This window comes from Telluria sp. LT2P80 (assembly GCF_059685955.1).
On record NZ_JCASIO010000001.1, the window covers coordinates 243,188 to 264,515 of the forward strand.

20 protein-coding genes are annotated in these 21,328 nt (G+C 64.1%); 14 read left to right on the forward strand and 6 right to left on the reverse strand.

Translation table 11 applies throughout. The features are described from left to right. Positions 1-5: 5 nt before the first annotated feature. Both flhC and flhD read right to left on the reverse strand, forming a co-directional pair. Positions 6-605 carry a flagellar transcriptional regulator FlhC gene (gene flhC / locus AC56LW_RS01075; RefSeq protein ID WP_332531141.1) on the reverse strand — a complete coding sequence of 200 codons (600 nt, stop codon included), beginning with the start codon at positions 603-605 and terminating at the stop codon, positions 6-8. Between the two features lie 52 nt (positions 606-657). Next, a complete protein-coding gene (flhD, locus tag AC56LW_RS01080; RefSeq protein ID WP_332531140.1) occupies positions 658-975 on the reverse strand; it encodes a flagellar transcriptional regulator FlhD in 318 nt (105 codons plus the stop codon). 575 nt (positions 976-1,550) lie between these two features. Between flhD and AC56LW_RS01085 the strand changes: the two genes are divergently transcribed. From AC56LW_RS01085 to AC56LW_RS01095, 3 genes are read left to right on the forward strand one after another with little or no spacing between them, the layout of a single operon-like run. Continuing rightward, on the forward strand, positions 1,551-2,711 hold the full coding sequence (locus AC56LW_RS01085; protein ID WP_499630778.1) for an acyltransferase family protein: 1,161 nt from the start codon (positions 1,551-1,553) through the stop codon (positions 2,709-2,711). Then, positions 2,701-3,261: an RBBP9/YdeN family alpha/beta hydrolase gene (locus tag AC56LW_RS01090; RefSeq protein ID WP_499630781.1), complete on the forward strand. Its 561-nt coding sequence runs from the start codon at positions 2,701-2,703 to the stop codon at positions 3,259-3,261. The genes AC56LW_RS01085 and AC56LW_RS01090 overlap by 11 nt, the downstream gene beginning before the upstream one ends. Continuing rightward, positions 3,258-3,647, forward strand: a complete 390-nt coding sequence (locus AC56LW_RS01095) for a GFA family protein (RefSeq protein ID WP_499630785.1) — start codon at positions 3,258-3,260, stop codon at positions 3,645-3,647. The genes AC56LW_RS01090 and AC56LW_RS01095 overlap by 4 nt, the downstream gene beginning before the upstream one ends. An 81-nt stretch (positions 3,648-3,728) precedes the next feature. Here AC56LW_RS01095 and htpG read toward each other — a convergent pair whose 3' ends face one another. Next, complete coding sequence (gene htpG, locus AC56LW_RS01100) at positions 3,729-5,648, reverse strand: molecular chaperone HtpG (protein WP_499630788.1); 1,920 nt, start codon at positions 5,646-5,648, stop codon at positions 3,729-3,731. A 202-nt stretch (positions 5,649-5,850) separates the two neighbouring features. Here htpG and AC56LW_RS01105 point away from each other — a divergent pair, with 202 nt between their 5' ends. The 3 genes from AC56LW_RS01105 to AC56LW_RS01115 all read left to right on the forward strand — a co-directional run bounded on the left by AC56LW_RS01105 (position 5,851) and on the right by AC56LW_RS01115 (position 9,190). Further along, on the forward strand, positions 5,851-6,312 hold the full coding sequence (locus AC56LW_RS01105) for a RidA family protein (RefSeq protein ID WP_258834787.1): 462 nt from the start codon (positions 5,851-5,853) through the stop codon (positions 6,310-6,312). A gap of 163 nt (positions 6,313-6,475) precedes the next feature. Then, on the forward strand, positions 6,476-7,669 hold the full coding sequence (locus tag AC56LW_RS01110; RefSeq protein WP_499454680.1) for an aminotransferase-like domain-containing protein: 1,194 nt from the start codon (positions 6,476-6,478) through the stop codon (positions 7,667-7,669). A gap of 162 nt (positions 7,670-7,831) precedes the next feature. Continuing rightward, positions 7,832-9,190 (forward strand): diguanylate cyclase, encoded by a 1,359-nt coding sequence (locus tag AC56LW_RS01115; protein WP_499630791.1) that lies wholly within the window; start codon positions 7,832-7,834, stop codon positions 9,188-9,190. A 9-nt stretch (positions 9,191-9,199) separates the two neighbouring features. Here AC56LW_RS01115 and AC56LW_RS01120 read toward each other — a convergent pair whose 3' ends face one another. Continuing rightward, positions 9,200-10,756: a glycerol-3-phosphate dehydrogenase/oxidase gene (locus tag AC56LW_RS01120; protein ID WP_499630792.1), complete on the reverse strand. Its 1,557-nt coding sequence runs from the start codon at positions 10,754-10,756 to the stop codon at positions 9,200-9,202. Between the two features lie 254 nt (positions 10,757-11,010). On the opposite strand from AC56LW_RS01120, the gene AC56LW_RS01125 reads away from it, so the two are divergent. Further along, a complete protein-coding gene (locus AC56LW_RS01125) occupies positions 11,011-12,021 on the forward strand; it encodes an AraC family transcriptional regulator (protein ID WP_499630795.1) in 1,011 nt (336 codons plus the stop codon). A 28-nt stretch (positions 12,022-12,049) separates the two neighbouring features. On the opposite strand, the gene AC56LW_RS01130 is transcribed toward AC56LW_RS01125, so the two are convergent. After that, positions 12,050-12,823, reverse strand: coding sequence for a YoaK family protein (locus AC56LW_RS01130; RefSeq protein ID WP_499630798.1), 774 nt, complete (start codon positions 12,821-12,823; stop codon positions 12,050-12,052). A gap of 141 nt (positions 12,824-12,964) precedes the next feature. Between AC56LW_RS01130 and dapC the strand changes: the two genes are divergently transcribed. The 7 genes from dapC to AC56LW_RS01165 all read left to right on the forward strand — a co-directional run bounded on the left by dapC (position 12,965) and on the right by AC56LW_RS01165 (position 20,796). Then, the gene (gene dapC, locus AC56LW_RS01135) at positions 12,965-14,179 is read left to right on the forward strand and encodes a succinyldiaminopimelate transaminase (protein WP_499630801.1); all 1,215 of its coding nucleotides are present in this window, start codon (positions 12,965-12,967) and stop codon (positions 14,177-14,179) included. 42 nt (positions 14,180-14,221) lie between these two features. After that, positions 14,222-15,046, forward strand: coding sequence for a 2,3,4,5-tetrahydropyridine-2,6-dicarboxylate N-succinyltransferase (gene dapD, locus AC56LW_RS01140; RefSeq protein ID WP_258834795.1), 825 nt, complete (start codon positions 14,222-14,224; stop codon positions 15,044-15,046). Positions 15,047-15,141: 95 nt separating this feature from the next. Continuing rightward, positions 15,142-16,287, forward strand: coding sequence for a PilT/PilU family type 4a pilus ATPase (locus AC56LW_RS01145; protein WP_332531130.1), 1,146 nt, complete (start codon positions 15,142-15,144; stop codon positions 16,285-16,287). Positions 16,288-16,328: 41 nt separating this feature from the next. Then, on the forward strand, positions 16,329-16,688 hold the full coding sequence (locus tag AC56LW_RS01150) for an ArsC family reductase (RefSeq protein ID WP_499630804.1): 360 nt from the start codon (positions 16,329-16,331) through the stop codon (positions 16,686-16,688). Beyond that, positions 16,685-17,821, forward strand: a complete 1,137-nt coding sequence (gene dapE / locus AC56LW_RS01155) for a succinyl-diaminopimelate desuccinylase (RefSeq protein WP_499630807.1) — start codon at positions 16,685-16,687, stop codon at positions 17,819-17,821. The genes AC56LW_RS01150 and dapE overlap by 4 nt, the downstream gene beginning before the upstream one ends. Before the next feature lie 25 nt (positions 17,822-17,846). Then, positions 17,847-18,737 (forward strand): 50S ribosomal protein L3 N(5)-glutamine methyltransferase, encoded by an 891-nt coding sequence (gene prmB, locus AC56LW_RS01160; protein ID WP_499503003.1) that lies wholly within the window; start codon positions 17,847-17,849, stop codon positions 18,735-18,737. An 85-nt stretch (positions 18,738-18,822) separates the two neighbouring features. Continuing rightward, on the forward strand, positions 18,823-20,796 hold the full coding sequence (locus AC56LW_RS01165; protein WP_258834801.1) for an ATP-binding cassette domain-containing protein: 1,974 nt from the start codon (positions 18,823-18,825) through the stop codon (positions 20,794-20,796). An 18-nt stretch (positions 20,797-20,814) separates the two neighbouring features. Here the strand turns inward: AC56LW_RS01165 and AC56LW_RS01170 are convergent, their stop codons facing one another. After that, the gene (locus AC56LW_RS01170; protein ID WP_332531126.1) at positions 20,815-21,297 is read right to left on the reverse strand and encodes a chemotaxis protein CheW; all 483 of its coding nucleotides are present in this window, start codon (positions 21,295-21,297) and stop codon (positions 20,815-20,817) included. Positions 21,298-21,328: the final 31 nt, after the last annotated feature.

Consider the following 21,328-nt stretch of genomic DNA (forward strand, 5'->3'; position numbering starts at 1 on the left):
CTGGATCAGGCCGGGTCCAGGCCTTCGGCCTGCTGCCCCGCCTGTTCGGCTTGTTCGTCGGCCCGGGCCTGGTCGAGCGCTTCCTTGGCCTTGCGCGTCTTGCCGGCGCGTGAAGGCATGTGGCACAGGCCGCACAGGTAGTCGCTGTTCAGGTCGAGGGCATTGACGATGAACTTGCCCTGGCACTTGCTGCAGGGGGCCAGTTGCAGCATGCCGCCATTGAAGAAGCGCACGAGCGTCCAGGCGCGCGTGAGCGAGAGCAACGGCTCTTCGTTCGGCGCCGGCGGCATTTGTTCGAGGTAGAGTTTATAGGCCTTCATGACGGCCTGGATGCCGGTGGCGCCGGCATGCTCCACCAGGAACTGGTGGATATTGATGAACAACGACGAATGGATATTCGGTTGCCAGGTCAGGAACCAGTCGGTCGAGAACGGCAGCATGCCCTTGGGTGGAGAGACACCCTTGAGCTCCTTGTACAGCTTGAGCAGGCGTTCGCGCGACAGCGAGACTTCGGTCTCGAGCAGTTGCAGGCGTGCGCCCAGGTTGATCAGTTCAATGGCGAGCTGGATTTCCTGCGCCTCGGTGACAACGCTCTTTTTACTCATGGCGATACGGCTCCCGGCACTGTCGGCCTTACAGCAAGACCGCTGACAACGATTATACGATCTCTTCGACTGGCTGGCCGGCCATCAGGATGGCTGCGTGCGACTGGGCCAGGCTGCGTTCCTTGGTGTGGCTCGTCAGCATCGACAGGATTGCGCTGTCGTCGAAGCGGAAGCGGGCCAGCATCATGTTGCCGCCAGCAAGCTTCAGGATTTGCGCGTTGCTCATGCCTTCGATCAGGTCGGCGATGTCGGCCGAGACGCCCAGGCGGAAAATGGCAGTGACCTTGTCGGCACGGATCATTTGCTGAGCCAGCATCAGGTAGCTCAGGTTAGCGTCGCGAATTTCAGCCATCATGTCGTTCATCGTCATTTTCTCTCTCCAGTCGTTGTGTCGGCTGCCGTTGTGTTGCCGATGAGATAGATTCTGACCGTGGGGAAACTATTCTCAAATTGGAGAAAGTCTGTATTTTCAGTCAGTGAACGACGAGACGGATCCATAGGAGTTTGTCTGACAAACCCATCTGGTTCCCTATGAAGCCGCCGTAAAAATCGGGGCTGTTTGGCGCAGGAAAGCACCTTGATGATGTACAGCAACAAATCGCGTTTGTCGCAATTTTGCCACTCGGCAATTGCCGCTTATCTCTTTAACGGCAGCCCGCGGAACAACTTTAGGGTCAGTTTGAAAAAATTTTCACCATTTTTGCTGACCACACAACCTGCCCGACGCCGTCTGCTCTTCCATTTACGGCAGCCTCGCCACCAACTTTAGGGTAACCCGCAACTATTTTTGAATAATGTGCGCGGTTTGCTGCCTATCTGGGATTGTTATCGGATGGTCCCGCGGGAACTTTAGGGTGCGCTGCAAAAATTTTTGACGATTTTTTTCGACGTATCCGTCCCTGGCCAAAAATCGTGCAATCGGCGTTTTGCTTTACTATTAATGCAATGCGCGCTCCTCCCACTCCCCTCAACCAGCCGTTCTCGGTGTACCTCGACCTGGTGCGCTTCCTGGCTGCGGTGGCCGTGGTGCTGATGCATATGCGCATGTTCAAGCTGGTCGATATTCCCGGTTCCCAGCACTGGACGCTGCTTGGCCATGAATCGGTCATGGCCTTCTTTGTGTTGTCCGGCTTCGTCATTGCCTACACCACGCAGATGCGCCGCCCCGATGCAATCGACTTTACCGTCGCGCGCGCCGCCCGGATCTATTCGGTGGCACTGCCCGTGCTCCTGCTGGGCTTTCTGTGCGCTTACCTGAGCCAGGGGCCGCATGTTCCCGGCATGGGCGCGAGCTACCAGGTGGCCAAACCCTGGTTTTATATCCCGTTCCACCTGCTGTTCATGGGCGACTTGTGGACACTGTCGGAGTACCCGCCCTGGCTCGGCCCCTGGTGGTCGCTCAATTACGAGGTCTGGTTCTACGTGCTGTTCGGCGTCGCCTGTTATGTGCGCCAGCCATGGCGCCTGCCGGCGATCGGCCTGATGCTGGCCATCATGGGCTACAAACTGTGGCTCCTGCTGCCCGTCTGGCTGGCCGGCGTCGCGCTGTACCACTGGCAGGCGCGCTACAGCCTGGGCCGCACCACGGCGCGCGCCGGCTGGGCACTGAGCATGGTCTTGCTGGTGGCGTACGAGGCATACGGCACGGAGGAACTGCTACGCGCAGCCGGCAGGGCCAGCTGGCTCGGGCAGTACGTTGCACTCGGCAACGCCGACCGGTTCCTGGCCGACTACGCCTTCGGCATGATCGTCGTCCTCAATTTCGCCTGCGCCCGCTTCGCCGGCTTTACCGGCCTGCTGCGCGTGGCGCGCCCCATCCGGCTGTTCGCCGCCTATACGCTGACGCTGTACCTGTCGCATGCGCTGGTGCTGATCGGCTGGCCCGTGCTGTATCCGCATGATCCCGCCAGCGTGACTGACGTGCTGGCCCTGTCGGCCGCCGTCGCCCTCGCAACGGCCCTGCTCGGCATGGTGACCGAGCAACGCAAGGACGTGTTCAAGCGCCTGTTCGAGCGCGCGCTGTGTCCGCTGCGGCGCCCTGCGCAGCGTGCAGTCCTGGCCTCGGCGCCGACCAACCCCATCAAGGAGAAACAAGATGACGTGTGACGTATTGATCCTGCCCGGCCTGTTCAACTCCGGTCCCCAGCACTGGCAATCGCTGTGGCACGAACGCAATCCCGCGTGGCGCCGCGCGGCCCACCGCGACTGGACCAACCCCGACCGCGACGAGTGGGTGGCCGAGATGGAAGAAGCCATTGCCGGCTGCAGCGGCGCCCCGGTGCTGGTTGCGCATAGCCTGGGCTGCATGCTGGTGGCGCATTGGGCGCTGTCGGGCTCTCCCCTGAAAGTGGCCGGCGCCTTTCTGGTGGCTCCCAGCGACGTGGAACGGCCATCGTTCCCGATCCCGGCCGGCAACTGGGCGCCAATCCCGCGCACGCCGCTGCCGTTTCCCAGCATGATCGTGGCGAGCACGAACGATCCTTATGCAAGCCTCGCGCGCACCCAGTCGTTTGCCGACGCCTGGGGCAGCAAACTGGTCGAGATCGGCGACGCCGGCCACGTCACCACCGATTCGGGCTATGGCGACTGGCCCGACGGCATGCGTCTGCTGGACGCGTTTTGCGCTGACGTGACGGCGCAAAAAGAATCGACGTGACCACCTTTCACGGCAGTTGCCACTGCGGTTCAGTACGCTATGACGCCGACATCGACCTGGCCGCCGGCACGGTCAAGTGCAACTGTTCGATCTGCACCAAGATGCGGTTCTGGGCCTTTGTCGTCGCGCCAACGGCGTTTCGCCTGTTGCAGGGTCACGAGATGCTGCGCGACTACCGCTTTGGTGCGCGCCGTGATGGCCACGCGTTCTGCAGTACCTGCGGCATCCATGTCTTCACGACCGTCGCTGCAGGTCCGTTCATTGCCGTGACGGCCGCCAGCCTGGACGATCTACCGGTCGATGCGCTCATGGCCGCGCCGGTGCGCTACATTGATGGCCGCAACGACAACTGGCATACGGCGCCAGCCGAGGTGCGTCACTTGTAGGTGGACCAGCAGCGCTCATCAAAAAAAAACCGCCGCTCCCGGTGACGGGAACGGCGGCTTTTACGCTGACCGATCAGGCGCTTACTTCGCGCCAGCCAGCAGCATCTCGTTCAAGCGTTTCACGAACGACGCCGGATCGCTCAGGCTGCCGCCTTCGGCCAGCATCGCCTGATCGAACAGGATGTGCGACCAGTCGGCAAAGCGCGGGCTCGTGGTGTCTTCGTACTTCAGGCGCTGCACCAGCGGGTGGTCCGGGTTGATCTCGAGGATCGGCTTGGATTCCGGTGCGTCCTGGCCTGCTGCCTTGAGCATGCGCAGCAGGTTGCCCGACAGCTCGTTGTCGTCCGCCACCAGGCAGGCCGGCGAATCGGTCAGGCGGAACGTCACGCGCACTTCCTTGGCCTTCTCGCCCAGCGCACCCTTCATGCTCTCGACCAGCTCCTTGTAGCCAGCCTCGGTCTCGGCATGTTCCTTCTTCTCGGCTTCGTCTTCCAGCCCGCCCAGGTCCAGGCCGCCCTTGGCGACCGACACCAGTTCCTTGCCTTCGAACTCGGTGAAGAACGACAGCATCCACTCGTCGACGCGGTCGGTCATCAGGATGACTTCAACGCCCTTCTTGCGGAAGATTTCCAGGTGCGGGCTGTTCTTGCCGGCATTGTAGTTTTCGGCCGTGACGTAATAGATCTTGTCCTGGCCTTCCTTCATGCGGCCGATATAATCGGCGAACGAGACGGTCTGGGCATCCGAGTCATTGGCGGTCGACGCAAAGCGCAGCAGCTTGGCGATGCGGTCCTTGTTGGTCGCATCTTCGCCCACGCCTTCCTTGAGCACCTGGCCGAATTCCTTCCAGAAGGTCGCGTACTTGTCCTTGCCGGCCTGCTCGTCCGAGTTCGCCATTTCTTCGAGCATGCCCAGCACGCGCTTGGTCGAACCTTCGCGGATCACGCGCACGTCGCGCGATTCCTGCAGGATTTCACGCGAGACGTTCAGCGGCAGGTCGCTCGAGTCGATCACGCCCTTGATGAAGCGCAGGTAGGTCGGCATCAGCTGCTCGGCATCGTCCATGATGAAGACGCGCTTGACGTACAGCTTGATACCGCCGCGCTTGTTGCGGTCCCACAGGTCGAACGGCGCGTGCGCCGGCACGTACAGCAGCTGCGTGTATTCGCTGCGGCCCTCGACCCGGTTATGGGTATAAGTCAGCGGTTCCTGGAAGTCGTGCGAGACGTGCTTGTAGAACTCGTTGTACTGCTCTTCGGTGATCTCGTTCTTCGAGCGTGCCCACAGCGCGCTGGCCTGGTTCACGGTCTCGACGTCGTCCTTCAGGACGGTTTCCTTCTTTTCTTCGTCCCACTCTTCTTTCTGCATCACGATCGGCAGCGAGATGTGGTCCGAGTATTTGCGGATGATCGACTTGAGCTTCCAGGCCGACAGCAGTTCTTCTTCGCCGTCGCGCAGGTGCAGGATCACGTCGGTGCCGCGACCGGTCTTGTCGATCTGCTCGATGCTGTAGTCGCCTTCACCGGCGGACTCCCAGCGCACGCCTTCGGACGCGTCGGCGCCTGCGCGGCGGGTCTCGACCGTGATTTTCGACGCGACGATGAAGCCCGAGTAAAAGCCCACGCCGAACTGGCCGATCAGCGCGGCATCCTGCTGCTGGTCGCCGGACAGCTTGCTGAAGAATTCCTTGGTGCCCGACTTGGCGATGGTGCCCAGGTGCGAGATCACTTCGTCACGGTTCATGCCGATACCGTTGTCCGAGATCGTGATCGTCTTGGCGGCAGCGTCGAACGCCACCTTGATTTTCAATTCGTGGTCGTTGCCGTACAGGGCGTCATTGTTGATCGCCTCGAAGCGCAGCTTGTCGGAGGCATCCGACGCGTTCGAGATCAGTTCGCGCAGGAAGATTTCCTTGTTGGAGTACAAGGAGTGAATCATCAGTTGCAGCAGCTGTTTTACTTCAGCCTGAAATCCAAGGGTTTCTTTTTCGGCATGTGCCATCTTGTTCCTCGTTAAAGACAATAGGGTTGGTCAGACCCGGACGCATATGTGGCCCTGCCGGGGGATTTCAAGAGATATTTTTGATAAGCAATATCGCGCGGCGCCCGTGACCCCGTAGATGGGTACTCCCAAACCCGGTGGTTGGGCAGCGCCGCCGGCTCGACGTACAATACCGGATTCATTCACGCACCCTGGAAATTCCATGACCGTCTACGACAAACTCAAAGAACTGAACATCACGCTGGAAGCGCCAGCCACCCCGGCCGCAGCGTACGTCATGTACGTCCAGACCGGCAACCTCGTGTTCATCTCGGGCCACATCGCCAAGAACGCCGACGGTTCGCCGAACGCCGGCATCCTGGGCCGCGACAAGACCACCGCCGACGGCCAGGCTGCTGCGCGCTCGGTCGCCATCGACCTGATCGGCACGCTGCAGGAAGCCGTCGGCGGCGACCTGACCCGTGTCAAGCGCATCGTCAAGCTGATGAGCCTGGTCGCATCGACCCCGGAGTACAACGAGCAGCACCTGGTCACCAATGGCGCGTCGGAACTGATCGGCGAAGTGTTCGGCGACGCTGGCAAGCACGCGCGGTCGGCCTTTGGCGTCGCATCGCTGCCACGCGGCACGTGCGTCGAGATCGAAATGATCGTGGAAGTGGCATAAAAACAGCGTTTGCGTGGCAATAACCGGCGCACATTCGCCGGTGTTTCCTTTACTGTCATGACGGGTGGCGCTGACCCGGCGCCGTCCGCCGACAAGAGATCGCCTACCCGGCGTGTTCTATATAATGGCCCGGCACGACCGTGCCCCTTCCTGCGAGACAAGTATGAAAATCGACAACCCTAATCCTATCCAGTGGCAGTTCTCGGAACGCGCCGCGCAGCTGCAAAGCTCCTTCATCCGCGAAATCCTGAAGATCACCCAGCGTCCGGACATCATTTCGTTTGCCGGTGGCCTGCCGTCGCCTGCGACCTTCCCGGTCGAGCGCATGAAGGCGGCCTATGACAAGGTGCTGAGCGAAGCCGGCAAGGTGGCGCTTCAATACGGCCCGACCGACGGTTACGCGCCGCTGCGCGAATGGATTGCCAATTCGTTGTCGACCGAAGGCTCGATCATCCTGCCGGAACAGATCCTGATGACGTCCGGCTCGCAACAGGCGCTCGACCTGCTCGGCAAGGTGCTGGTCGACGAAGGCAGCCGCGTGCTGGTCGAAACCCCGAGCTACCTGGGCGCGCTGCAGGCGTTCTCGGTGTACCGCCCCGAATTCAAATCGGTCGATACCGACGAGCACGGCCTGGTGCCGTCGTCGATCGACGCCGTCGCCAAGGGCGCGCGCATGCTGTACTCGCTGCCGAACTTCCAGAACCCGACCGGCCGCAGCCTGTCGCTCGAACGCCGTCGCGAACTGGTGGAAACCTGCGCGCGCCTGGCCATCCCGCTGATCGAGGACGATCCGTACGGTTCGCTGTCGTACCGCGGCGAGCCGATGCCGAAGATGGTCGCGATGAACCCGGACGGCGTCATCTACATGGGCTCGTTCTCGAAGGTGCTGACGCCCGGCATCCGCCTGGGTTACGTGTGCGCCCCGCTGCCGCTGGTGCGCCGCCTCGAGCTGGCCAAGCAGGCTGCCGACCTGCACACCGCGCAGCTCACGCAGATGGTCGTGCACGAAGTGGTCAAGGACGGTTTCCTCGACGAGCACATCCCGACCATCCGCAAGTTGTACAGCGACCAGTGCCAGTGCATGCTCGACGCGATGAAAGAACACTTCCCGACGAGCGTCAGCTGGACCGAACCGGAAGGCGGCATGTTCATCTGGGTCACGCTGCCACAGCAGATCGACGCGATGAAACTGCTCGAGCAGTCGCTGGCCGCCAAAGTGGCGTTCGTGCCGGGCGCGCCGTTCTATGCCAACGATCCGGCGTCGAACACGCTGCGCCTGTCGTTCGTGACGGTGCCACCTGAACGCATCCGCGAAGGCATCGCCATCCTGGGCAAGCTCATCGCCGGCATGCTGTAATACCTCCCCGATTGGCCCGCGATCCGTCCGCGGGCCAATAACGGTTCAGTTGCATTATTGCAACAACCGTATTACGTGCTGGGTTTCTGGCAAGATCAGTTGTCTGATTACCTCGGATTGCGGTTATGATTTCCGCACACTGATGAGGTCTTTCCGCAACTGATGATGTACCCTGCTCTAGCGCTTGCAGCTCCGGCGCGCCAATCCGCCATTTTGATCGTCGACGACGCCCCGGACAGCGTCGGCTTGTTGCAGGACATGATGCGACAGCAGGGTTACCAGACCTTCGTCGCCGGCACCGGCAAACGTGCACTCGACATTGCGCTGCGCGTGCAGCCCGACCTGATCCTGCTCGACGTACGCCTGCCCGACCTCGACGGGCTGGAAATCTGCCGCCGCCTCAAGCGCTCCCCTGACACCGCCCACATCCCCGTCATCTTCATCAGCGAGTGCAGCGAGACCGATGACGTCGTCGCCGGCTTCGACACCGGCGCCGCCGATTACATCGCCAAGCCCGTACGGATGGCCGAAGTCTGCGTGCGCGTGCGCGCCCAGCTGCGCCTGCGCAGCAGCAGCGACAGCCAGAAACAGCAGGCCGAGCGCCTCCAGCTGGTCGTCGACGGGATGGACGAAGGCCTGATGCTCGTCGATGCAAGCGGTTGCATCGCCTTTGCCAACCCTGCCAGCGAAGGCTTCCTGGCGCAGCCCCGCAGCCTGCTCGTCGGGCGCCCGCTGTGCGATCTGCTCGAGCCGCCGGCGGCCCACGACTATGCCGCCTTCTTCGCCAACCCATCGGACGAGAATGCCGCTGCACGCTGCCGGGGCACGCGCGAAGTGCTGCTGCACCAGCCCGACGGTGCACTGCGTGCGATCGACATGGGACTCTCGCCGATGGCCGGCGACGAAACCCTGTTCGTCATCCTGCTGCACGACATCACGCACCACAAGCAGTCCGAGACGGCGCTGCAGCATGCCGCCCTGGTCGACCCGCTCACGCGCATCGCCAACCGGCGCCACTTCGACGCCTTCCTCGAAAAAGAATGGCAGCGCGCGATCCGCAATGGCCAGCCGCTGTCGCTGATCGTGATCGACGTCGACCATTTCAAAGGCTACAACGACAGCCTGGGCCACGCCGCCGGCGACGCCTGTCTGCAGTCGATCGCCGAAGCGCTGCAATCGCATGCGATGCGCCCGACCGATCTGGCAGCGCGCTACGGCGGTGAGGAATTCGTCGTGCTGCTGGCCGATACCAGCGCCGCAAACGCTGCGAGTCTCGGTGAAACGATCCGCGCCCACATCGAGCGCCTGGCCATGCCGAACCCGCGCGCCGACGGCACCGGCGTGGTCACGGCCAGCCTGGGCGTGGCCTGCATCGTGCCGACGCTGTTCGACGATCTGCGCTCGCTGTTCATCTCGGCCGACCGGGCCATGTACGAGGCCAAGGCGCGCGGACGCAATCAGGTCGTCATGCTGCAGGCAGGGACGACGCTGGAAACCGTGCGCGGCGGCCGCGCGCCCTGAGCCTGCCCGTTACGAGGAAGGCGGCACCGCGTGCTGCAACCGCCAGGCCGCGATATACCGTTTTTCCTGCGCCTCCCACTGCGCATCGTCCCACCCAAGCTCCTTCTGGCAGATCGCGCGCACCCGACCCATGAGGGCGGCGCCGCCGTCGGTCAGCTGGATGCCCAGGCGCGTGCGGCGAAGCAACAGGTCGTCGAGGCGGTACACCTGTTCGGCGCGCGCCGCCCAGCGCAGCTCGGCCCACAGCGTGTGCGTGCCTGGAATGCATTCGAGCTCGCCCGCGTGCGCGGCAGAAAGCAGCGCCTTGACGTGCGCGCCGTGGCGGCCCGTCAGCCGGCGCAGCACATTGGGCGGCAGGTCGCGCCGCGCCGGCGCACTGGCGCGCGCGAACACGGCGCCGCGCTCGGTGCGCATCTGCCAGCCCGGCAACTGGCGGGCCGCTTCGCGCAGCACGTCGCGCGCGGCCAGGCGGAACGTGGTCAGCGTGCCGCCCGCGACCGACACCAGGCCGGGCTCGGACCACACCAGATGCTCGCGCTTGTCGCTGATCGATACGCCGTCGCTGCCGCTGTCGAACACGAGGCGCACGCCGGCAAACGTGGCGAGCACGTCGGCATCGACCAGCGCCAGCGGCGCGAACTGGGCCTGCACGGCCGCCATCAGGTAATCGAATTCGCCGCGCGTGATGCTCGGCTGAGCGTTGACGTCGTCGGCCTGATCGATGTCGGCCGTGCCAACCAGCGTCACGCCCTCCCACGGAAAGGCAAACACGGGACGACCATCCACCGGATGCAGCAGGCTGACGGCTTCGGTCAGTGGCAGGCGGTCGGCCGGCAGCAGCAGGTGGCTGCCGCGCAGCCAGCGCAGGCGGGGTGCTTTGTCGTTGCCGCCGGCGTTGGCAGGCGCCGGCGGCGCGCCGGTGGCGTCGATCACCAGGCGGGCGCGCACGGCCGTCTCGGCGCCTGTGCGTTCGTCGCGCAGCAAGGCGCCATGCACCTTGCCGCCATCGCGCACGAGCGATTGCACGGTCACGTAATTGCACGCCACCGCGCCATGGGTGCGCGCCTCGCCCAGCACGCGCAGCACGAGGCGCGCATCGTCGGTCTTGGCGTCGGTGTAGCGGATGCTGCCGGCGCTGCGCGGATCGGGCGCATCCGGGGCCGGTTTGCGCAGGGCGTCCTGGCGCTGCCATTGCGGTTCGCGCCGGCCCGTGAGCAGGTCGACCACGCGCAGCATCGACAGCAGGCCCAGGCGGCGCGTGAGGTCGGCGCCATGGTTCGCAAACGCGAACGGCTGTGCATCGACGAGGCCGGGCGCCGCGCGCAGCAGCGCTTCACGCTCGGCCACCGCGTCGCGCGTGCGGCGCAGGCTGCCGGCCGCCAGATAGCGCAGGCCACCATGCATCAGTTTCGACGAGCGGCTCGACGTGCCGCAGCCAAAATCGGCCTGCTCGACCAGCAGCGTCTTGAGGCCGCGGCGCGCCGCTTCAAGCAGGATGCCGGCGCCCGTGATGCCGCCGCCGATCACGAGCACATCCCAGTCGCGCGGTGGCGGGAACGTCGTCATGGCCGCACCATACAGGCGGCACGCATGCAGCCGGCGGGACCGGACCGGCACAACAGCGCACATGGCCGGACATCCAACGCCCGGGGCCGGTTTTGCAGTCGCACCGCCATTACTTCGTTACTCCAGCCGTTCCAACGCCGCATCGATACGCTTCCCGTTATACTGGGCACAAGTTGCCCTTTTTGCCAGACTAGTCAGGGCTTCGCCAACTGTATTGCGCATTTATGCCATCGCCTTGCTCCATCACGCCACACTTGCCCAATACCGCCCGCGTGACTGGCGCCTACCTGCAGGCGCTGCTCCATGCTGCCCTTGCCCGCGGTGTTACGCACGATGCGCTTGCCGCTGCCGTCGGCCTTGCCGCCGATGCACTCGACCCGCTTCCTGCCACCCTGCCGACAGCACGCTACATCGCCCTGCTCGATGCTGGCGCGCGGCTGGCGAACGATCCGTTTTTCGGTTTGCATGTCGGCGAACAGGTGCGGCCCGCAACCTACAGCGCCTATGGCCTGCTGCTGCTGGCCTGCAGCAGTTTCGGCCATGCGATGGCGCTGACCCAGCGCTATGAATCGCTCGCGCACGACCTGGGCCGCAGCCGGCTGGGGATCGAGGGGCCGCAGGCACAGTACGAATGGATCAGCCGTTATCCGGACGCCACGCGTCACCTGGCCGAAAGCGTGTATGCCGGCATTGCCGTGTTCGGCAGCTGGATGGCGGGCCGGCCGCTACTACCGCAGGCGATGCGCTTCCGGCACGCCGATCCCGGCCACGGCCACGACGAATACCGGCGCGTGCTGGGCAGTGCGCCCACCTTCGACGCGCCACGCCACTGCGCCGCCTTCGACGTGGCGCTGCTCGACATGCCGGTGCCGAACGCCGACCCCAGCCTCTACCCGGTGCTGCACCAGCATGCCGAGGGGCTGCTGGCGCAGCGCGTCCTGGTCGCCGACGGTATCGTGGCGCGGGTGACGGCGGCGCTGACGCCGCGGCTGCCCGATGGCCAGGCACGCCTGGCGCCGGTGGCGGCAGAACTGGGATTGTCGGCGCGCACGCTGCAGCGCAAGCTGGCCGAGGCTGGATCGAGCTTCCAGCAGGTGCTCGATGGCGTGCGCTTCGCGCTGGCGCAGGATTATTTACGGCGGCGCGAACTGGGCCTGGCCGACGTTGCCTTTTTGCTGGGATTTCAGGACCAGAGCGCGTTCACGCACGCGTTTCGCGAGTGGAGCGGTGTCAATCCCGGCGCCTGGCGCGCGCAGGCTGCGTGAGCGGTCACTCAGGGCCGGCAAACTGCGTTCAGGCGTCGTGCCCGGCCCGTCGGGCGCGCCCGAGCACGCGTAGCGTGTCGTCAACCACAGGCACAATCCCCAGCACGCACAGGAAGCCGGCCAGCGGGATCGTCGACAGATAACCCAAATGCTTGAAGCCCAGCGCACCGGCCACGCCGCCAATGCAGAATGCGACCAGGAGCGCCACCATCAGGCCCAGGCGGCCCAGGTTGGCAGTGACCTTCGGCTGGCGCAGGCCGCCATCCCGGTTCCAGTACGCCAGCTTGCCCAGCTCGATGCCGATGTCGGTGACGATGCCGGTCATGTGGGTGGTGCGGATTTCGGCGTGCGAGACCTTGGTAATGACGGCGTTCTGCAAGCCCATCATGAAACACAGCAGCATCACGGTCAGCGGGGTGAACAGCGCATCGATGTCGTTGAGCCGCGCGCCCAGGATGCCGAACACCAGCAGCAGGATTGCCTCGAGCACCAGCGGCAGCGCGTAGCCGCTATGCAGGCCCTGGCGCCGCACGAGATTGACGAGAATCGCGGTGCTGCCCGCGCCCAGCAAAAAGCTGAGCAAGGCACCCACCGCGGCGAGCACCAGGTCGGTCTGGCCGAGCACGAGATGGTCGGCCGCACTTGAGACGATGCCGGTCATGTGCGACGTGTACTCGCGCACCGCCAGGTAGCCGCCCGCATTGATGGCGCCGGCAACGAAAGCCAGCGCCACGCCCAGGTGGCGGTTGGCGCCCGGCGTGCGGGCGTGTCCAGTCAGGCTGCGCGCGTAATTGATCGGCACGGAAAATCGGCTTTCAGCGTGAACATCACGGGTGGGTATTGACGTTAGATGTTACCGCAAATCACTTAAATCGTATGCCCCGTGGCAGCGATTCCTGGCGCTATAATGAAAAATTAGCGAAAAGCGCACACTGGTATCGCCGTGAATCCCCATCTCGACAAACTCCACTCCTACCCGTTCGAAAAACTGCGCCAGTTGTTTGCCGGCGTGACACCGAACCCGGACTACGCACCCATCAGTCTTGGCATCGGCGAGCCGAAGCATCCGACGCCCGCATTCATCGAGAAAGCGCTGATGCATGCGGTATCGGGCCTGGCCAGTTATCCAAGCACGATCGGCAGCGAGCCACTGCGCACCGCAATCGCCGGCTGGCTCGAACGGCGCTACGGCTTGCCCGCGCTCGATGCGGCCACGATGGTGCTGCCGGTGAACGGCTCGCGCGAGGCGCTGTTTGCCATCGCGCAGTGCACGATTGACGCATCGAAGCCCGATCCGCTGGTGGTGTGCCCGAACCCGTTCTATCAGATCTACGAGGGCGCGGCCTACCTGGCCGGCGCCGCGCCGTGGTTCGTCAACTCGGAACCGGGCCGCAATTTTGCACCCGACTACGCGAGCGTGCCAGAAGAGGTCTGGCCGCGCGTGCAGCTCATGTATGTGTGCTCGCCCGGCAACCCGACGGGCGCCACGCTGACGCTGGACGACTGGCGCGACCTGTTCGCGCTGTCGGACCGCTGGGGCTTCCTGATTGCGGCGGACGAATGCTATTCCGAGATCTATACGGGCAGCGCGCCCCCGCTGGGCGCACTGGAAGCAGCGCACCAGCTGGGCCGCAGCAGTGGCGAGCAGCCCTACCGCAACCTGATCGTGTTCTCGAGCCTGTCGAAGCGCTCGAACGTGCCGGGCATGCGCTCGGGCTTCGTGGCGGGCGATCCGGTGGCGATGAAGCGCTTCCTGCTGTACCGCACCTATTGCGGCGGGGCGATGTCGCCGCCGGTGCAGGCGGCATCGATCGCGGCCTGGAACGACGAGCAGCACGTGCAGGACAACCGCACGCTGTACAAAGAAAAATTCCATCTGATCACGCCGCTGCTCAAGCAGGTGATGGACGTCGAATTGCCCGACGCCGGCTTCTACCTGTGGGCCGACGTGCGCCGCACCGGGCTGTCGGATGTCGACTTCGCACGGCGCCTGTACGCCGACTATAATGTCACGGTCCTTCCGGGCAGCTACCTGGCGCGCGATGCGCACGGGCAGAACCCGGGCCAGGACCGCATCCGCATGGCCCTGGTGGCCAGCGTCGACGAAGGACTGGAAGCGGCCAACCGCATCGTCCAGTTCTGCCAGGGCCTCACCTGACGCCTGCGCACCCCTGAAATCATTCCAACCAAGACCAGCACCATGACCCAACAACTCCAGAACATCATCGACACCGCCTGGGAACAGCGCGCCGACATCAGCCCGAACAGCGCCAGCGCCGAACTGCGTGACGCAGTCGCCCACGTGCTCGCCGGCCTCGACGACGGCAGCCTGCGCGTCGCGCAGAAGGACACCGGCACCTGGGTCGTGAACCAGTGGCTCAAAAAAGCCGTGCTGCTGTCGTTCCGCCTCGAGAACAACGTGCCGGTCGTCTCGGGCGACATCCAGTTCTACGACAAGGTCCCGACCAAGTTCGCCGACTACACGCCCGAAGACTTCGCTCGTGGCGGTTTCCGTGTGGTGCCGCCGGCCGTCGCACGTCGCGGCAGCTTCATCGGCAAGAACGTCGTCCTGATGCCGTCGTACGTCAACATCGGCGCCTACGTCGATGAAGGCACGATGGTCGACACCTGGGCCACGGTCGGTTCGTGCGCGCAGATCGGCAAGAACGTCCACCTGTCGGGCGGCGTGGGCATCGGCGGCGTGCTCGAACCGATGCAGGCCAACCCGACCATCATCGAAGACAACTGCTTCATCGGCGCCCGTTCCGAGATCGTCGAAGGCGTGATCGTCGAAGAGAACTCGGTGATTTCGATGGGCGTCTACATCGGCCAGTCGACCAAGATCTATGACCGCGCCACCGGCGAAGTGTCGTATGGCCGCGTGCCGTCGGGTTCGGTCGTCGTGTCGGGCAGCCTGCCATCCGCCGACGGCAAGTACAGCCTGTACTGCGCCGTCATCGTCAAGCGCGTCGATGCACAGACGCGCTCGAAGACGGCGATCAACGACCTGCTGCGCGGCGACTGATTGCGCAAGTAGTCAGTACGGCTGGTTGAACGGGGCGGCGTGCCCGCCCTGCTCAACTGGCTTTTGTAACTCCCCCGAATGACGGAGACGATGCGATGGCCATGGACCGCCTGTTCCAGCTGATGAAAGAGAAGAACGCGTCCGACATGTTCTTCGCCGTGAACTCCCCGGTGCACATCAAGATCAACGGTGCGCTCATCCCCATCAACCAGCATCGCCTCGAACCCGAGAACATCCTGTCGCTGCTGTCCGAGATCGCGACGCCAGAACAGATCGACGAACTCCAGCGCGACAACGAATTGAACATGGGCGTGTCGGTCGCGAACGTGGGCCGGTTTCGCCTGTCGGCGTTCCGCCAGCGTGGCTCGATCTCGGCCGTGTTCCGCTTTATCCCGGCGACCATCCCGCCGCTGGCCGAGCTGGGCCTGCCGCCGGTGCTGGCCGAACTGATCATGGAAAAACGCGGCCTGATGCTGGTCGTGGGCGCCACGGGCTCGGGCAAGTCGACCACCATCGCGTCGATGCTCGACCACCGCAACGACCTGCGCACCGGGCATATCCTGACGCTGGAAGACCCGATCGAGTACCTGTTCAAGAACAAGAAATCGATCGTCAACCAGCGCGAGATCGGCAGCGACACGCACGACTTTGGCATTGCGCTGAAGAACTCGATGCGCCAGGCGCCCGACTGCATCCTGATCGGCGAAATCCGCGACCGCGAGACAATGCAGGCCGCGCTGGCCTATGCGCAGTCCGGCCACCTGGTGCTGGCCACGCTGCACGCCAACAACAGCTACAACGCGCTCAACCGCATCATCAGCTTCTACCCTCTGGAAAACCGCAACGCGCTGCTGCAAGACCTGGCGTCGAGCATCAAGGCCATCGTGTCGCAGCGGCTCGTGAAAGCCGCTGCCGGCGGCGCGCGCCGCGCGGCAGTCGAAGTCATGCTCAATACCCGCTACATTGCGGACCTGATCGAACAGGGCGAAATCAGCCAGATCAAGGAAGCAATGGACAAGAGCCTGTCGGCCGGCTCGCAATCGTTCGAAGGCGCCCTGTTCCACTTGATCAAGGAAGGCCACGTGACGCAGGACGAAGGCCTGGCCAACGCCGACTCGGCCACCAACCTGCTCTGGCTGCTCAACAACGGGCCCGATAGCCAAGTCCAGCAGCAGATGGACGACAAGGCCAGCGAGCCCAAGGGCGGCGCCTCGTTCACCGAGTTCACGCTCAACTCCTGATGTTCCAGGGCGGCGCTGCCGCCCTCTTTTCCGCATATCCCATGACGACTACCCTCTACGGCATCCCCAATTGCGACACCGTGAAAAAAGCCCGCACCTGGCTGCAGGATCACGGCATCGACTTCACGTTCCACGACTTCAAGAAGCAAGGGCTCACGCCTGAACTGGTGAAGGCCTGGCTGCAAGACCTCGACTGGACTACGCTGGTCAACCGCAAGGGCACCACCTGGCGCAACTTGCCGGACGAACGCAAGGCGGCCATCGTCGATGCCGACAGCGCCATGGCGCTGATGCTCGAGAACCCGTCGGTCATCAAGCGCCCGGTCGTGCAAGGCGCCGGCCCGGTGACGGTCGGTTTTTCGCCGGCTGTATTTGAAGAGAAATTTGGGGCGGCAGCATGAGGCCGTCACGCACCCTGCTGCTCACCGAAGAGCTGATCGCGCTCGACTCGATCACGCCCCAGGACAAAGGTTGCCAGCAGCGCCTGATCGAACTGCTGGCGCCGCTGGGCTTCGTGTGCGAGACGATCGTCTCGAACGGCGTGACCAATCTGTGGGCCCGCAAGGGCGAGAATGCACCGCTGTTCGTGTTTGCCGGCCATACCGATGTGGTGCCGGCCGGTCCGCTGCACCAGTGGACATCCGAGCCGTTCATGCCGACGCAACGCGACGGCAAACTGTACGGGCGCGGCGCGTCCGACATGAAGACATCGATCGCGGCGATGGTCGTCGCGTGCGAAGAGTTCATTGCCGCCTGTCCGGAGCACCGCGGCTCGATCGCGTTGTTGATCACGAGCGACGAAGAAGGCCCGGCGGTCGATGGCACCGCCATCGTCTGCGACCTTCTCGAAGAACGGGGCGTCGCGCCCGACTATTGCCTGGTGGGCGAGCCGACCTCGAACCACGTGCTGGGCGACACGATCAAGAATGGCCGGCGCGGTTCGCTGTCGGGCCACCTGACGGTCAAGGGCATTCAGGGCCACATCGCCTATCCGCAACTGGCGCGCAATCCGATCCACCAGGCCGCGCCGGCACTGGCCGAGCTGACGCTGGAAGTCTGGGACGAAGGCAACGAGTACTACGCGCCCACCAGCTGGCAAGTGTCGAACATCGCCGCCGGTACGGGCGCCAACAACGTGATTCCCGGCAGCGTCAGTCTGGACTTCAACTTCCGCTTCTCGACCGCCAGCACGGCCGAAGGCCTGCAGGCGCGCGTGCATGCGATCCTCGACCGCCACGGCCTGGACTACGATCTGGACTGGACCCTGTCGGGCCTGCCTTTCCTGACCGAGAAAGGCACGCTGTCGGACGCCGTCTGCACCGCAATCAGCGACGAACTGGGCGTCCATACCGAATTATCGACCTCCGGCGGCACCTCGGATGGCCGCTTCATCGCCCGCATCTGCCCTCAGGTGATAGAATTCGGCCCACCGAACGCCAGCATTCATAAAATCGACGAGCACATCGAACTGCGCTACATCGATCCCCTGAAGAATATCTATCGCCGTACGCTCCAGCGCCTGCTGGCCGCTTGAAGCCCTACAACCCATCATCCAGGCCATGACCACCACCTCATTCTCCACGCCGCGCGACCTGCTGCGCTATGCGATCACCCGTTTCAACGGTGCCAAGCTGTTCTTCGGCCACGGCAGCGTCGAAGCGTTCGACGAAGCCGCCTACCTGATCCTGCACACCCTGAAGCTGCCGCTCGACCGCCTGGAGCCGTTCCTCGACGCCAGGCTGCTGGACGACGAAGTGCTGCAGGTGCTGGCCGTGATCGAGCGCCGCGTGACCGAGCGCGTGCCGGCCGCCTACATCACCAAAGAGGCATGGCTGGGCGAGTACCGCTTCTATGTCGACGAACGCGTGCTGGTGCCGCGCTCGTTCATTGCCGAGCTGATTCCGCAGCAGTTCAGCCCATGGCTGGTGGACCCGGATGGCGTGGAAAACGTGCTTGAGCTGTGCACCGGCAGCGGTTGCCTTGCGATCATGATGGCCGATACGTTTGCCAACGCGGTCGTAGATGCGATCGACATCTCGAAGGATGCGCTGGCCGTTGCCGAGACAAATATCCGCGAATACAAACTCGAAGGGCGTGTGAACCCGATCGAGTCCGACCTGTACGAGAACGTGCCGTTCAAGAAATACGACCTGATCATCACCAACCCGCCGTACGTGAATGCCGAATCGATGCGCACGCTGCCGCAGGAATACATGGTCGAGCCGCAGATCGCGCTGGCCGGTGGCGAAGACGGCATGGACCTGGTGCGCAAGATCATCGCCGGCGCCGCCGAGCGCCTGACGCCGGAAGGCATCCTGGTGGTTGAAATCGGCAACGAGCGCGAGTACGCCGAAGCCGCGTTCGGCCACCTGGGCCTGACCTGGCTGACCACCAGCATCGGCGACGATGCCGTGTTCCTGCTGACGGCCGAACAGCTGCAAAACGCGTAATCATCCGCATCCTTCTTTTATCCGTGGGGTTGGCGACTCGGTTGCCCACCCCACGCTGCACGTCAACTTTCAAGCGTCCCACACCATGATCCGTATCCAGAACGTCAGCCTGATGCGCGGCACCAAGCCGCTGCTCGTCGATGCCGACCTGACCCTCAACCCGGGCGACAAGATCGGCCTGATCGGCGCCAACGGCGCCGGCAAATCGAGCCTGTTCGGCATGCTCCGTAACGAGCTGCACCCGGACCAGGGCCAGATCGACTTCCCGGCCAAATGGCGCATGGCGTACGTGGCGCAAGAAACCCCAGCGCTGGACCGCGCGGCGCTCGACTACGCCATTGACGGCGACGTCGGCCTGCGCAAACTCCAGGCCGAGCTGGAAGAACTGGAATCGCACCCGGACGTCGACGCCCACGGCATGCGCCTGGGTGAGTTGCACGGCATGCTGGCCGACGCCGACGGCTACACGGTGCAGTCGCGCGGCGAACAGCTGCTGCTGGGTCTGGGCTTTTCGCTGGCACAGATGAACCAGCCGGTGGCAAGCTTCTCGGGCGGCTGGCGCATGCGCCTGAACCTGGCGCAGGCGCTGATGTGCCCGTCCGACCTGCTGCTGCTCGATGAACCGACCAACCACCTGGATCTGGATGCGATCATCTGGCTCGAAGACTGGCTCAAGCGCTACACGGGCACCCTGATCATCATTTCCCACGATCGCGACTTCCTCGATGAAGTGGTCAACGTGATTGTGCACATCGACGAGCGCAAGCTGAAGCGCTACACGGCCAACTACTCGGGCTTCGAGCGCCAGCGCGCCGCCCAGATGATCCTGGCCGCCGGCGCCCTCGAGAAGCAGCAGCGCCAGCGCGCGCACCTCGAGTCGTTCGTCAACCGCTTCAAGGCGCAGGCCTCCAAGGCACGCCAGGCCCAGAGCCGCATGAAGGCCCTGGCCAAGATGGAAGAGCTGGCACCGCTGCGCGCCGCAGCCGAATTCTCGTTCGACTTCCGCGAGCCGCTGTCGGCACCGAATCCGCTGCTGGTGCTCGACAAGGTCGATGCCGGCTACTTCCTGCTCGACGAGCATGGCGACAAGGTCGGCAAGAAAACCATCGTCAACCACATCGACTTTTCGCTGACCATCGGCCAGCGCATTGGCTTGCTGGGTGTGAACGGCGCCGGCAAGTCGACGCTGATCAAGACCATCGCCGGCGAGCTGATGCCACTGACCGGCGAAGCGACCATTGGTAAAGGCCTGTCGATCGGCTACTTCGCCCAGCACCAGGTCGAGATGCTGCGCCATGACGAGTCGCCCCTGTGGCACCTGGCCAAAATCGCGCCGACGGTGCGCGAGCAGGAACTGCGCAACTTCCTGGGCAGCTTCAACTTCCCGGGCGATATGGTGACCAGCTCGATCAAGCCGTTCTCGGGCGGCGAGAAGGCGCGTCTGGCGCTGGCCCTGATCGTCTGGCAGCGGCCAAACCTGCTGCTGCTCGATGAACCGACCAACCACCTGGACCTGGAAACACGCGAGGCGCTGACGATGGCGCTGGCGCAGTTCGAAGGCACGCTGATCGTCGTGTCCCACGATCGCCACCTGCTGCGCGCGACGACCGATGAATTCATCATCGTTGCCGACGGCCGCCTGCAACCATTTGACGGCGACCTGGACGACTACAAGGACTGGCTGTTCAAGACCAAGCTGGGCAAGGGCACCGACATCCTGCCGCTGGCCAAGGCCGCTGCGCCCGTCGCGCCGGTGCCGAGCGCCACGCCGGCCGAGCGCAAGGAACAGAAGCGCCTGGGCGCCGAAGAGCGCCAGCGCAACGCCGCGCAGCGCAAGCCGATCGAGAACAAGGTCAAGCGTCTGGACGAGCAGATGGCCAAGCTGCAGGCCAAGAAGGCCACGATCGATGCCGCCCTGCTCGACCCGACGATCTACGATGCGCAGAACAAGGATCGTCTCAAGACGCTGGTGGCCGACCAGGCGTTCGTGGCACGCGATCTGGAAACGTTCGAGATGGAGTGGCTGGAATTGCAGGAACAGCTGGAAGCGCTGGCGTAAGCTGGCAGTACGACGCCGTCAGGCGGCCCTGAGCGGCCGCCGCGGCGACAACGACATCAGGCCATCGATGTCGATCAGGATTACGCAGCGGCCGTCGATGCGGGCAATGCCGATCAGGTAACTGGCGCCCGCTTCGCCCGGGACGGTTTGCACGGCTTCCGGGCGCACGTGCACGATCCCAGTCACCCCTTCCACGACCATTCCCACCAGGCCGCTCGACAGGCGCAGGATGATCACGTCGGTATCGGGATGCACCACACCGCCGTGCGCATTCACCACTTGCGTGGCAGTGGTACGCATGTCGATCACCGGCAGGATCACGCCATGCGACAACGCCACGCCGCCGATGATGTCGCCATCTTCCGCGAAGCGTTCAAGGGACTTGAGCAATTTGAGTTCTTGCACGCGCGCGCAATCGAGTCCGTACTCCTGCCCGTCGAGCATGAAGCTGAGGTAATCCCGGGGTGCGCCAGACCGTGGCGCGCGCGATGTGGTGTGCATGGTGGATCCTTCGTCAGTCCGACCACCATCG